The sequence below is a fragment of the Pseudomonas sp. GW821-FHT07F05 genome (genome assembly GCF_059418765.1).
The window spans coordinates 700,123-713,089 of record NZ_JBWKQL010000003.1 but is presented as its reverse complement, the minus strand read 5'-3'; the positions used below and the strand labels follow the sequence as shown (position 1 = coordinate 713,089).

At 61.8% G+C, this 12,967-nt stretch carries 9 protein-coding genes and 1 pseudogene; 3 read left to right on the top strand and 7 right to left on the bottom strand.

What is annotated here, in order from left to right:
* Positions 1-49: 49 nt before the first annotated feature.
* The 7 genes from AC07RO_RS10955 to AC07RO_RS10925 form a co-directional block, all read right to left on the bottom strand.
* On the bottom strand, positions 50-976 hold the full coding sequence (locus tag AC07RO_RS10955; protein WP_495009525.1) for a sugar ABC transporter substrate-binding protein: 927 nt from the start codon (positions 974-976) through the stop codon (positions 50-52).
* 534 nt (positions 977-1,510) lie between these two features.
* A complete protein-coding gene (locus tag AC07RO_RS10950; RefSeq protein ID WP_495086003.1) occupies positions 1,511-2,530 on the bottom strand; it encodes a Gfo/Idh/MocA family protein in 1,020 nt (339 codons plus the stop codon).
* Positions 2,531-2,561: 31 nt separating this feature from the next.
* Positions 2,562-4,493 (bottom strand): 3D-(3,5/4)-trihydroxycyclohexane-1,2-dione acylhydrolase (decyclizing), encoded by a 1,932-nt coding sequence (gene iolD / locus AC07RO_RS10945; protein ID WP_495086002.1) that lies wholly within the window; start codon positions 4,491-4,493, stop codon positions 2,562-2,564.
* Positions 4,494-4,716: 223 nt separating this feature from the next.
* The gene (locus AC07RO_RS10940; RefSeq protein WP_346625352.1) at positions 4,717-6,216 is read right to left on the bottom strand and encodes a CoA-acylating methylmalonate-semialdehyde dehydrogenase; all 1,500 of its coding nucleotides are present in this window, start codon (positions 6,214-6,216) and stop codon (positions 4,717-4,719) included.
* A 26-nt stretch (positions 6,217-6,242) separates the two neighbouring features.
* Positions 6,243-7,052: a 5-deoxy-glucuronate isomerase gene (gene iolB, locus AC07RO_RS10935; protein ID WP_423574969.1), complete on the bottom strand. Its 810-nt coding sequence runs from the start codon at positions 7,050-7,052 to the stop codon at positions 6,243-6,245.
* Between the two features lie 2 nt (positions 7,053-7,054).
* Positions 7,055-8,008, bottom strand: coding sequence for a myo-inosose-2 dehydratase (iolE, locus tag AC07RO_RS10930; RefSeq protein WP_495086001.1), 954 nt, complete (start codon positions 8,006-8,008; stop codon positions 7,055-7,057).
* A 60-nt stretch (positions 8,009-8,068) separates the two neighbouring features.
* Positions 8,069-10,006 (bottom strand): bifunctional 5-dehydro-2-deoxygluconokinase/5-dehydro-2-deoxyphosphogluconate aldolase, encoded by a 1,938-nt coding sequence (locus AC07RO_RS10925; protein WP_495086000.1) that lies wholly within the window; start codon positions 10,004-10,006, stop codon positions 8,069-8,071.
* A 246-nt stretch (positions 10,007-10,252) separates the two neighbouring features.
* On the opposite strand from AC07RO_RS10925, the gene AC07RO_RS10920 reads away from it, so the two are divergent.
* The 3 genes and pseudogenes from AC07RO_RS10920 (at position 10,253) to AC07RO_RS10910 (ending at position 12,664) form a co-directional block, all read left to right on the top strand.
* Entirely contained in the window at positions 10,253-11,179 is a 927-nt protein-coding gene (locus AC07RO_RS10920; protein WP_346625356.1) for a MurR/RpiR family transcriptional regulator, read from the top strand.
* A gap of 171 nt (positions 11,180-11,350) precedes the next feature.
* Positions 11,351-12,127: pseudogene (locus AC07RO_RS10915) on the top strand (PAS domain-containing protein); the annotation flags it as partial.
* Positions 12,113-12,664 (top strand): methyl-accepting chemotaxis protein, encoded by a 552-nt coding sequence (locus AC07RO_RS10910; protein ID WP_495086038.1) that lies wholly within the window; start codon positions 12,113-12,115, stop codon positions 12,662-12,664. The pseudogene AC07RO_RS10915 and the gene AC07RO_RS10910, both read left to right, overlap by 15 nt.
* The last annotated feature ends 303 nt before the right edge of the window (positions 12,665-12,967 follow it).

Here is a 12,967-nt window from a genome sequence, read left to right as displayed (position 1 = left end):
AGAGGCACGGCGGCGCTCGGCCGGGAGTCAGTCGGTGTGAGGTGAGCGGTTATTTGAAGGTGCTGACGTTGTCCGGGGTGATCAGCTTGAAGGGAATCACGATGGCCTGTTCGGGCAGCGTTTCCTTCTTCGCCAATTTCACGGCCGCATCGATGGCGCCCTCGCCCTGCCCTTTGGCGTCCTGAAACACCGAGACCGAGAGGTCGCCTTTCTTGACCGCGCTCAGGCCGTCCGGAGTACCGTCGACACCGGCAACAAACACCTCACCTTTTTTGCCGGCCTGCTTCAGGGCCATGGCCGCACCGATGGCCATTTCGTCGTTGTTGGAGATGACCGCCTTGAAGTCGCGGCCCTGGGTCAGCCAGTCATTGGTGACGTCCATGCCTTTCTGCCGCTGCCAGGCGCCGGTCTGCTCCTGGGTGACCTTGATGTTGGGGTAGTTTTTCAGGACTTCTTTCACGCCTGCCGTGCGGTCGCGGGTCGAGTTGTTCGCCAGTTCACCGAGCAAGATGACGACGTTGCCCTTGCCGTCCATTTTCTTGGCCAGGTATTCCATCTGCATGCGCCCGGCTTCCTTGTCGTCGGAGGTCACGGAGGCAACGCCTGCGGGCAGCTTCGGATCGTCCGGACGGCGGTTGACGTAGACCAGCGGAATGCCAGCATCCGTGGCCGCCTTGGTGATCTTCACGGTGGCTTCGGTGTCGACGGGGTTGACGATCAGTGCGTCGACCTTCTTGCCAATCAGCTCCTGCACCTGATCGAGCTGTTTGTTCACGTCATTGCGACCATCCACGAACTGCAGGTCGACACCGCCCATGGCTTTGACTTTCTTGTCCATGTCCTCGCGCATGTAGGTCAGGTACGTATCGTCGAACTGAGACATGGACACGCCAATCTTCAGGTCGGCCGCCAGGGTGACGCCGCTGCTCAGCATCAGGGCCAGGGCGAGTGAGGTGAAACGGAGTGGGGTATTCATGAACGGTCTTTCTCCAGATTCTTGTTGTTGTAATAGCGGGATAACGACTGCTGGAGGTGCTGGCGTTTAGCGCGGAGCAGAAGACGCCGCGTCTGAAAGGTGCGCGACCGAGCCGCCCGATGCCCCGCACACCACAACGCCGCGACTTTCGACGCAGAGTACGTGGGCGATGGTTTCGAGGGCGGATTCGAACGCGGGGGCAGCGTTGATGAATGTGCGGGAAACAGCTCGGGGAATGGCGGGAAGCGCGAGTAAGAAGGGACGGCAAGCCTTGGCGGCTGATCTGAAGATGTTCATCGGCGGTACCTGTCTGCGATTGGCTTTCTTGTTTTTGTGTCGCTCGTTCGGCCTGCTGTCGGGAGACCCGACACCAGGCGCTGACGGCGATCGTCGGCAACCTGGAAATGACTCTATTGGAAAATAATTTCTACTTCAACAGCTTTTAGAATTAATTTCTATTTTCGTTTTGGTGCGCCCCGTCTGGGCTGTTGGTGGGTGTAGCGCAGTGCCTCACAAGGCATCTGCGTGTGCTTTTCACAGCACCACCACCCTGCCCTCCATCGCGCTGATTCTTGCGGCATCCAGCACCCTGGCCGAGGCCACCGCATCGTTTGCATCCACAGGATTACGCCCCTGATTCATCACCGCCTCCTGCCATTGCCGGTAAAACTCGGTCCAGCAGCCACGCTCCGACGGGACCCGCTCGCGGTGCTCGCCCTGCTCAAACCAGCCCCAGCGTCGGTGTTCTTCCACGCCCCAGCGTTCGCCTTCGGACTTGGGTGACAACCCGGCCAGTGCGGCAGCCTCCTGACCGTCGAGGCCCTCGACGGTATAGCAGCCCTGTGAACCGTTGACCCGAAATCGCGGGCCCTGGGCGTTTTGCAGGCAGTTGCCCCAGAGGTGCGAAACCACGCCGTTGGCATGGGTCAGTGACATGAAGAAGCCGTGATCAACTTTCTGCCCAGGGGTCGCGAACTCAAGCTCGGCGTACACCCGCTTCACCGGCCCGAACAGCAGCAGCGCCTGATCCACCAGATGGCTGCCGAGATCCCGCAGAATGCCGCCGCCGCTTTCCTTGCCAGCCGACGTGGGCGAATAGCGTTCGACTCGGGACTCGAAACGGCTGATGTCGCCGAGAACGCCCTGATCAATCAGTTTGCGCACGGTGAGGAAATCGGAGTCCCAGCGGCGGTTCTGGTACACACCCAACAGCACGCCTCGGCGTTCGGCGGCGTCCACCAGTTCCTGCGCCGCCCGGGCATCCGGTGCAAATGGCTTGTCGCTGACGACCGGTACGCCGAGTTCGATGGCTTCAAGGATCAATGCCCGCCGGGAGGCCAGCGGCGTCGAAATCACCACCGCATCGACCCCGGCCGCGACCAGATCGGCGAGGCTGTCGAAGGCCGGGACTTTGGGGTAGTCGTTCCGCAGGTCCTGCCGGCGTTCCGGCGAGCGGGTGACCACGCCGGCAAAGGTCACGCCGGGCAGGCTGGCGATCAGCGGTGCGTGAAAATAGCGCCCGCCCTTTCCGTAGCCGATGAGTCCGATTTTCATGGGTGAATGTCCTGTCCCTGCAGAAGCGTGTTCAATACTGACGGGCCTTGGCCAACGCCGCTTTTTGCCGCTCGTACGCCTCGGCGGTGGTAACGGTGGTCGACACCTGCGCCACGCCCACGCGCCACCACGACAGGTAGCCGTGGATCATGGTTTTCGGCAGTACCTTGATGTCGATCAGCGTCGAAACGGTCTGCCTGCGCGCATCGGCCAGTGCCGCTTCCAGCTCTTGAGCGTTGCTGACTTTGTAGGTCTTGCAGCCATACGCCGCGGCACTCATCGCAAAATCCACCGGCACGAAATCACCATCCAGCTGACCGGTTTCGGGATTGCGGTAGCGGAACTCGGTGCCGAAACTGCCCATGCCGTTGCCCATCTGCAAATTATTGATGCAACCGAAGGCCATGTTGTCGAGCAGTATTACGTTGATCTTGCGCCGCTCCTGAATCGAGGTGGCCAGTTCCGAGTGCAGCATCATGTAGGAGCCGTCGCCCACCAGGGCGTACACCTCCCGCTGGGGCGCCGCCATTTTCACGCCCAACGCGGCGTTGACCTCATAGCCCATGCACGAATAGCCGTACTCGACGTGATAACTGTCGACACTGGTGCTGCGCCACGCCCGTTGCAGATCCCCGGGCAGACTGCCGGCCGCCGCGACGATCACCGCGTCCGCGGGCAATTGCTGGTTGAGCACGCCCAGCACGCGGCTCTGGGTCAGGCACGAACCGGTCATCTCGATGAAGTCGCGCAGCACCTGCGGGTCAAGGTGGCCGCTGACTTCCGGCTCGAAGTCTTCGGTCTGGTATTCCACGGCGTACAGCCGATCCACTTCCGCCTCCAGCGCAGTCCTTGCGTCGCGCGGCTGATCGCCCCACTGCGCGCGGTAGTCGCTCAACTGATCCGCCAGGGACCGAAGCGCCAGCCGCGCATCGGCCAGCACCTGCACGCCGTCGAGCTTCTGCACATCGAAGGCGCCGACGTTTAGGTTGAGGAACTGCACCTCAGGGTTCTGAAACAGGGATTTCGAGCCGGTGGTGAAGTCGCTGTAACGGGTCCCGACGCCGATGATCAGGTCCGCTTCCCGCGCCAGGGTATTGGCCGCCAGCGTGCCCGTCTCGCCGATGCCGCCCATGTTCAGCGGATGGGCGGAAACAATGGCGCTCTTGCCGGCCTGGGTTTCGCTGAACGGAATGCCGAAGCGCTCGGCAAACGCCTGCAGCTCGGCGGCCGCGCCGGAATAACGCACGCCGCCGCCACAGATCAGCAGCGGTTTGCGTTTGCCCTTGAGCAGCGCCACGGCGTCGCTGAGCATCGCTTCGGTGGGCGGACGACGGTCGATGCGGTGCACGCGTTTTTGCAGGAAGGAATCGGGGTAGTCGTAGGCCTCGGCTTGTACGTCCTGGGGCAGCGCCAGGGTGACGGCGCCGGTTTCGGCAGGGTCGGTGAGCACGCGCATGGCGTTGAGGGCCGCGCTCATCAGTTGCTCGGGGCGGTTGATGCGGTCCCAGTATTTGCTTACGGCCTTGAAGGCGTCGTTGGTGCTGATGCTGAGGTCGTGGAACTGTTCGATCTGTTGCAGCACCGGATCAGGCTGGCGACTGGCGTAGACATCGCCGGGCAGCAACAGCAGCGGTATGCGGTTGGCCGATGCGGTGGCTGCGGCGGTGATCATGTTGGCGGCGCCGGGGCCGACCGATGAGGTACAGGCGTAGATCTTGCGGCGCAGGTGTTGCTTGGCAAACCCCATGGCAGCGTGGCACATGCCTTGTTCGTTGCGGCCTTGATGAACGATGAGGTCGCCGCGGTCCTGCTCCAGCGCCTGGCCCATACCGAGCACGTTGCCGTGACCAAAAATGGTGAACACCCCGGCGACGAACTTGCTCTGCACGCCGTCGACTTCGACGTACTGGTTATCGAGAAACTTCACCAGGGCCTGGGCCATGGTCAATCGAGTCGTGGTCATGCTTGCACCTTATTGTTATTGGCGGTGATGAAAGCCCTGGGAATGGTTAGCGGACTTGGCTGACTGGGCTGAATATTCAGACTCAGCGATGATCCCTGTGGGAGTGAGCTTGCTCACGAAGGGGCCGGTCCGTCTGGCACATTCCCAGTGGCCATACAGCCGCCTTCGCGAGCAAGCTCGCTCCCACATTGACCGCGTTCAGCAAACGATTAACGTTGTTCCCCTACTTCGCCGTCGGCATGCTGAATTCCGCGCCCTTGGCGATGCTGTCCGGCCAGCGCTGCATGACGCTTTTGTAGCGGCTGTAAAAGCGCAGGCCTTCTTCGCCGTAGGCATGATGATCGCCGAACAGCGAGCGCTTCCAGCCGCCGAAGGAATGCCAGGCCATCGGCACCGGGATCGGAACGTTGATGCCCACCATGCCGACCTTGATGTTGCGGGCAAAGGCCCGGGCGATGCCGCCGTCGCTGGTGAAGCACGACACGCCGTTGCCGAATTCGTGGGCGTTGATCAGCTCCACCGCCGAGGCAAAATCAGGCACGTGGACGATCCCCAGCACCGGCCCGAAGATTTCTTCCTTATAGATCGTCATTTCCGGCGTCACGTCATCGAACAGCGTGGCGCCGACGAAGAACCCCTGTTCCGCGCCCGGCACGCTGAAGTTGCGCCCGTCGACGATCAGCTTGGCGCCTTCCTGCACGCCCTGGGCGATGTAGCCCTCGACCTTGGCCTTGTGCACCGCCGTGACCAGCGGGCCCATGTCCGAATCGGCGTTCATGCCGTTGCCGACCTTGAGCGCATCAATGCGCGGCAGCAGTTTGTCGATGAGTTTCTGCCCCACGTCTCCTACCACCACAGCAATGGAGATCGCCATGCAGCGCTCGCCCGCCGAACCGTAGGCCGCGCCGATCAACGCGTCGGCGGCCTGATCCAGATCGGCATCGGGCATGACGATCATGTGGTTTTTCGCACCGCCGAGGGCCTGCACCCGCTTGCCGTGGGCCGTGCCCTGCTGATGAATGTATTCGGCGATGGGCGTGGAGCCGACAAACGAAATCGCCTCGATGCCCTTGTGCTGCAACAGCGCGTCCACGGCCACCTTGTCGCCCTGCACCACGTTGAACACGCCATCGGGCAGGCCCGCCTGTTTCAGCAACTGCGCCATCAACAGGCTCGCCGACGGATCGCGCTCGGACGGTTTGAGGATGAAGCAGTTGCCGGTGACCAGCGCCATGGGGATCATCCACAGCGGCACCATCACCGGGAAGTTGAACGGCGTGACGCCGGCGCAAACGCCCAGTGGCTGACGCAGGTTCCAGTTGTCGATGCCGCCACCGATGTTGTCGCTGTAGTCGCTCTTCAGCAGGCTCGGCGCGCCACAGGCAAACTCGACGATCTCGATGCCACGCACCACTTCGCCCTTGGCATCGGAAAACACCTTGCCGTGCTCGCGGCAGATGATGGCCGCCAGCTCGTCGTGGTGCTGGTCAAGCAGTTCCTTGAACTTGAACATCACCCGCGCACGCCGCAGGGACGACTGATCCGCCCAAGCGGGAAACGCCGCCTGGGCAGCGGCAACGGCTTCATCGACGGTCTTCAGTTCCGCCAGCGCCACCCGGCCCTGCACGGCGCCGGTAGCCGGATTGAACACATCACTGAAACGCTCGGCGCTGTCGTGAATCTGGCCGTTGATGTAGTGGCCGATGATCGGGGCATTGCTCATGACGGGCTCCTTCAAAAAATATTGGGTTACAGATCCAGCAGCCAACTGTGCTGCGGATCGTTGTGGAATTGCCATGCGCGCTTTGGCCCGGCCATCACGTTCAAATAATAGGATTCATAGCCGTACGGCACGCTGACCGGGTGGTAACCCTTGGGCACCGTGACCAGATCGTTGTTCTCCACGGCCATGGCCTGATCGATGCTGCGATCGTCGGTGTACACGCGCTGGAACACATAGCCCTGGGGCGGGTTGACCTGATGGTAATAGGTTTCTTCCAGGAAGCTCTGGTGCGGCAAATCATCCGTGTCGTGCTTGTGGGGCGGGTAGCTCGACGAGTGGCCCGAGGGCGTGCGCACCTCTACCACCAGCAGCGAATGCGCCGGTTCAGAATCGGGAAGGATGTCGCAGACGTATCGGGTGTTGGCCGCCCGGCCGCGCACGCTGCGTTTCATCGTGTCGGGGGTGATCACGCGCGCCGGCAGGTCTTTGGAGGCATCGCCCGGCGCAGCGCACACGGCAATCTGCACCGCGCTCAACGCCGTGACTTCGGCTTGACTGCCCGGCGGCAGGTACACCGCGAAGGGCGATTTGTCCTCGAACACCGATTGCCGATCACCGAGGTTTTCCCAGTTGAAACCGCCCTGCCCCGGCGCCTCGCCGCTGACGCTGATGCGACCGCTGAGCAGCACCAGACAGATTTCCTTGTCGCCCGCATTCACCGGCAGACGTTCGCCGACGCTCAATCGGTGGGCGGAGAAGCCGACGTACGTCAGCACGCCGTCGGCCAGCGCGACGACATCGCGCCCTTCAGCCTTGCTCTTGACCAAGAGATTCATGTTCACAGGCTCCTCTGTTCAGGCGGTTGTTGAGGTGCGTTCTGTTGTTCAGCCGCGCTGTTCAACTGCGCGGCGGCCAGCAAATGGCGCAGGGTCTCGTAGCCCTTCTTCGCGTAGGCATAGCTCGGCGCAACGGCCGGGTCCTGTTCCGCCTCGACCACCAGCCAGCCTTGGTAATCCGCTTGCATCAGCACCTCCAGCAGCGCGGCGAAATCGATGTCGCCATCGCCGGGCACGGTGAAGGTGCCGTTGACGATGCAGTCCGGAAAGCTCCACAAGTTGTTGCGCGCCAGCTGCACCACCGGCTTGCGCACGTCCTTGAAATGCACATGGCAGATGCGCTCGATGTGTGTGCTCAGCACCTGCAGCGGTTCGCCGCCCCCCATGTAGCAGTGACCGGAATCGAACAGCAGGCCGACTTCATCACCAGTCAGCGCCATCAGCGTGTCGATGTCCTCCGGCGATTCCACGTACGCGCCCATGTGGTGGTGATAGGCCAGACGCACGCCTTGGGACAAGGTGAACCGGGCCAGCTCGGTGAGCTTGTCGGCGTAGGCCTGCCAGGCACTGGCGCTGTGGAAGCGCGGTCGTTCGACCAGTCGGATGCGCTGGCCCTGAATCGAATCGGCCACTTCGCCGTAGACCAGCACCGTGGCGCCGTTGTGCTTGAGCAGTTCGACATGGCTGGCGATGGCGTCGATTTCCTCGGCCGCCGAACGGCTGGCGAGCCGACCGGAATACCAGCCCGACACCAGCGCCAGGTCATAGGGGCGCAACACATCGGCCACGCCTTGGGCGTCCTTGGGGAATTTGCCGTTGAGCTCGAAGCCTTCGTAGCCGATTTCCTTGCCCTCGCTGAGCGCGGTGCTCAGGGGCGTTTCGCCACCGAGGGCCGGGAGGTCGTCGTTGCTCCAGGAAATCGGGTTGATGCCAATTCGGATTGCAGAAGCGGGCATGGCTGCACCTTTATTGTTGTTATCACGTTCAACTGAACACACAGTCCGCGGGTTCGGACTTCAAGCCCGGGCGTCGCGCCAGGACTCGATCAGGAAACCGAAGTTGCTCTGTACCCGAGTGATCAGGTCCGCGTCATCGATTTCGCCCTCCAGCCAGGCTCGGCTGGGTTCATGAAAAATCGTGCGGCCTACGGCAAACCCACGGCAGGTGGTGCTTTTCGCCGCCTGACGAAAGCCGACCGCCAGGGTTTCGGCGGGCGCGTTCAGCCCCAGCAACACCACACCCCGGCAGTACGGATCACGCTCATGAATCAGCGCATCGAGCTGTTCCCAGACCTCGGCGGACTGCGATTCGATTTTCCACCAGGCCGGGTAAATGCCGAGGTTGTAGAGGCGCTTGAGGGAACGGTAGATGACATCCGGATGGGTCGAAGGATGATCCTTCGGCGGAATCACTTCCAGCAGCAGTTCATGACCGCTGGCCAGCGCTGCCTGATACAGGCCCAACAACTGCGCTTCCTGTTCCAGGCGCAGCATCGGTTCGTCGTCCGGGTGGTATTGCACCAGGCACTTGATGATCTGTTCCTGAGGCCAGGCCAGTAGAGTGCTGCCCACCGAGCGCCCGTGCTCGAACGCCAGTGGGCGCGAGCCTTGCACTTCCACCGGACGTGCCACCCACCAGCCGCGCCCGCTGGCCGCATTCAGTGAATCCTGACCAAAGCGCTGGTCCGCCAGCACGCCGACATCGGCGGCGATGCCGCGCTTCTCCAAATCGGCCTCAACCCGCGCCACCGCTTGCACGAAAAGCTGCTTGAGCTGGCCGATACACGCCGGATCGCGCCCGGCCTTTTGCGCCAGTTCGACCAGTTGCCCGCGATGATCGAAGGCGAAGATGAACAGCGGCTGCCATTCGCGACGGGGCACGCTGACCCGGTGCAGACGTTGCAGCACCGCGTCCTGATCGGGTCGAGTGATCGGCACCGGGCTGTTAAACAGGTATTCCAGCTCGACCAGCGTCGGCATGGCTGGCGCGCAGGCATGCCGCGACACCACCAGACCGCCGCAGGCATTGGCCAACTGGCAGCAGCGCTCGTCGCTCTCGTCGTTGAGCCAACCCTTCAGGAAACCGGACATGAACGCATCGCCTGCGCCGAGGACATTCAGCACTTCCACCCGTACGCCGGGGTAAATCGCGCCGTCTTCCAGCTTCGCCGGAATCGCCCCGTGAATCACCGTGCAGCCCTGGGGCCCAAGCTTCACCACCAGCGTCGCGGCACTGAGCTCGCGAACCCGGCGCAGGGCGCTGAGCAAATCGGTCGAGCCGCCAGCGATGAGGAATTCTTCTTCGGTGCCAACGATCAGATCGAAGCGCGGCAGGATGCGTTGCACGTGCTGGCTGACAGTGTCGTTGGCGACGAAGCGGGTTTCGCCGTCAGCCTTGCCGGCCAGGCCCCACAGCACCGGGCGGTAATCGATGTCGAGGACGCGTTTAACGTTGTGTTTTTCGGCGTAGTCCAGCGCTTGACTGCTGGCGCGGAACACTTGATCGGTGGAGAAATGCGTGCCGGTGATCAACAGCGCCTTGCTGGAGGCGATCTGCGCTTCATAGATGTCTTCAGGCTGCAGCGCCATGTCGGCGCAGTTCTCGCGGTAGAACACCAATGGGAAGGTTTCGCGGTCCTTGATGCCGAGCAGGACCATGGCGGTCAGGCGTTCGGCGTCGACCTTGATGCCGCTGACGTCGCAGCCCTCCCGCGCCAGGGATTCCACCAGGAACCGGCCCATATGGTCGTCGCCGACGCGGGTCAGCATGGCTGACTTCACGCCCAGCCGTGCGGTGCCGAACGCGATGTTGGCGGAGGAGCCGCCGAGGTATTTGGCGAAACTGCTGACGTCCTCAAGGCGCGCGCCGATCTGCTGCGCATAGAGATCGACGCCCAGGCGCCCGAGACAAATCACGTCCAGCTGACGCCCGGTGGCAAAACGAGTCTGGCCCATGCCGGCCCCTCTTCTTTTATTGTTATGGGTTTGATTGCTGATGCCCTTGCCCACAAGCGAGGTGCTTGCAAGCGAGTTCGTGGATGCAGACTAGAACGGCGCCCGGGCTTGATCAATGAATTTTTCTAAATTATTTTCATGTGGAATATTTATTCCACTTTGCATTGCAGGTCGCAGCCTGCAAAACTGGCCGCCTGTCCTCCCGGACAATCCGCCACGCCACCACCTGCCAAAGGATTCGCACGTATGTCCAGCCTCGATCAGCCAGGCTCGCCCGAAACCGGAGCCGACGGCGCAACGCCCGTCACCGCTGCGCCGGAGACCGCCGATGCACTGCTCAAGCTGATCACGGCCGAATACGAGAGCCTGCCGCGCCAGCTCAAGCGCATTGCCAGTTACATGAGCCAGCAGAGCGACCGGATCATGGTCGACCGCATCAGCGACATCGCCCGGGAATGCGAAGTGCATCCGTCGGCCATCGTGCGGTTTTCCCAGCGCTTCGGCTTCAGCGGGTTCAGCGAAATGCAGGCGCTGTTCCGCGAGGCCTACACCCACAAAGCCACGCCGGTGCAGAATTACCAGCAACGCATTCGCAGCATGATCGCCAATAAATCCCAGAAGGCCAGCGCGGGCGACCTGGCCCGGGAATGCGTCAACGCTACGCTGTCGGGGCTGGAGCGGCTGGCGCTGGAACTGGACGACGAGGCCTTCGAGAAAGCCGTGGACCTGGTGGTCAACGCCGACAACATCTACGTGGTCGGGGTGCGACGCTCCTTCGCCGTCGCCGACTATCTGGTCTACAACCTGCAGCACACCAACAAGCGCATCCACCTTATTTCCGGCCTCGGCGGCAGCTACCGCGAGCAGATGCGCAGCGTGCGCGCCAACGATCTGGTGATCGCCATCAGCTTCACGCCCTACGGCAAGGAAACCCAGCACTGCCTGCGCATCGCCCAGCATCATCAGGCCAAGACGTTGATCATCACTGACAGCAACCTTTCTCCCCTGGCCAAGCGCGCCAATGCCGTGTTGCTGGTCAACGAAGGCAGCTCGTTCGCCTTTCGCTCGCTCAGTGCCACGCTGTGTTTATGCCAGGCGCTGTTCATTGCCGTGGCCTATCGCCTGGAGCTGAAGGTGGACGAAATCGCCGAACAGGCCGGTTTCGATGACTGATAACCGACAACCTTGTACAAACCCGACGAGCTGTACAAGTTCGGCATAGCTTTTTAACATCACCTGCGTAATGATCGGGTGCACTGCAAATGGAACACGCATCTGAGCTGCTTCTCGCTCGCAAGGTCATGGATCAGGACCACACCTCAATCACTTGCCTGAGCCGCCATCATGTTTTTCGACTCGTCCAAGAATAAAATCATCCAGGACCTGCAACTGACCGTCGCCCATCAGGCCAGTCTGTTGGAGGCGATCAATCGCTCGATGGCCAGCATCGAATTCGATCTGAACGGTGTGGTGCTCAAGGCAAACGACAACTTCTTCAAGACCATGCGCTACCGGCCCGAGCAGGTCATCGGTAAAGAGCACCGCATGTTCTGCACCCCCGAACACGCGCGCAGCCCCGAGTACGCCCAGCTGTGGTCGCGCTTGCGTAATGGAGAGTTCGTGTCGTCGACGTTCCAGCGCGTGGCGGGCGATGGCAGCACCGTATGGCTGGAGGCCAATTACAACCCGGTCAGGGACTCGGACGGCAAGGTCACCCGGGTGGTCAAATACGCGATGGACGTCACCGCCAAACTTCAAGCCGAGAGCGAAGCCCACAATAAGCTGCAGGCCATCGACCGCGCCATGGCAGTCATCGAGTTCGATCTGGACGGCACGATCATCGCTGCCAACGACAACCTGTTGCGCTTGCTGGGCTACAGCCGGCAAGAGCTGCTGGGTAAAAGCCACAAGTTGCTCTGCCCCCCTGAGTTCACCAAAAGCACCGAGTATCAGGACTTTTGGCGTCGGTTGAACAAGGGTGAGTTTTTCAGCGATCAGTTCAAGCGCGTCGGCAAGCACGGCCAGACGCTCTGGCTGGAAGCGTCCTATAACCCGGTGTACGACGCCGCTGGCAAGCTGTGGAAGGTGGTCAAGTTTGCGTCGGACGTGACCGCGCGCATCGAAAAGCACGAGCAGGATTCCCACAGCGCTGCCCAGGCGTATCACATTTCGGTGCAGACGCAGAAGTACGCCGAGCAGGGCACCCTGGTGATTCAGCAGGCGGCCAGTGAGATGCGTCAGATTTCGCAGAACATTGATGATTCGTCGCGGATCATTGGTCAGTTGGGTGAGCGCTCGGAGCAGATTACGGCAATCGTGAATACGATTCGCAGTATTGCGGATCAGACGAATTTGCTGGCGTTGAATGCGGCAATCGAGGCGGCCCGGGCCGGTGATCAGGGCCGTGGCTTTGCGGTGGTGGCCGATGAGGTTCGGCAGTTGGCGGGGCGCACGAGCCGGTCGACGCAGGAGATTTCGGAGATGATTCAGGTGATTCAGGCCGAGACGCGTCAGGCGATTGTGAGTATGGACAATACGCGGAGTACGGCGGTGAAGGGTGTGGATCTGGCGGATCAGGCGGGGGATGCGATTGTGCAGATCAGTTCGGGGACGAATGATGCGGTGGATGCCGTGAGGATGTTTGCCGGGCGGGATTGACCCTTAAGGTCAAGAGCGTCTGTCTGGGGACAGACTGTTTCGCCTTCGGCGAGTTACTTGATAAAGCCCCAAGTAACCAAGGGCTTGTGCTCCTGGTTGGGTTCCTCCTTCGTCGGAATACCCTCACTCCGACGACGCTCCGTGGGCCCGCGCCGAACGGACATCCATGTCCTAGCGGCGCTCTCGCCGCATCCATGCGGCTCGGCCCACTCCGCGTCGTCTGCGTTCAGCCTGCACCCAAGTCGCGATTGGCGGTGTTTGAACCTTCTCTGTATGAGATCAAAAGCAAAAGCTTCCCGGCTG

Excerpts from the sequence above, each read along its gene's own strand:
- iolE (WP_495086001.1), bottom strand. The coding sequence starts at position 8,008 with ATGCCCGCTTCTGCAATCCGAATTGGCATCAACCCGATTTCCTGGAGC.
- AC07RO_RS10950 (WP_495086003.1), bottom strand. The coding sequence starts at position 2,530 with ATGAAAATCGGACTCATCGGCTACGGAAAGGGCGGGCGCTATTTTCAC.
- iolB (WP_423574969.1), bottom strand. The coding sequence starts at position 7,052 with ATGAATCTCTTGGTCAAGAGCAAGGCTGAAGGGCGCGATGTCGTCGCG.
- AC07RO_RS10920 (WP_346625356.1), top strand. The coding sequence starts at position 10,253 with ATGTCCAGCCTCGATCAGCCAGGCTCGCCCGAAACCGGAGCCGACGGC.
- iolD (WP_495086002.1), bottom strand. The coding sequence starts at position 4,493 with ATGACCACGACTCGATTGACCATGGCCCAGGCCCTGGTGAAGTTTCTC.
- AC07RO_RS10925 (WP_495086000.1), bottom strand. The coding sequence starts at position 10,006 with ATGGGCCAGACTCGTTTTGCCACCGGGCGTCAGCTGGACGTGATTTGT.
- AC07RO_RS10940 (WP_346625352.1), bottom strand. The coding sequence starts at position 6,216 with ATGAGCAATGCCCCGATCATCGGCCACTACATCAACGGCCAGATTCAC.
- AC07RO_RS10955 (WP_495009525.1), bottom strand. The coding sequence starts at position 976 with ATGAATACCCCACTCCGTTTCACCTCACTCGCCCTGGCCCTGATGCTG.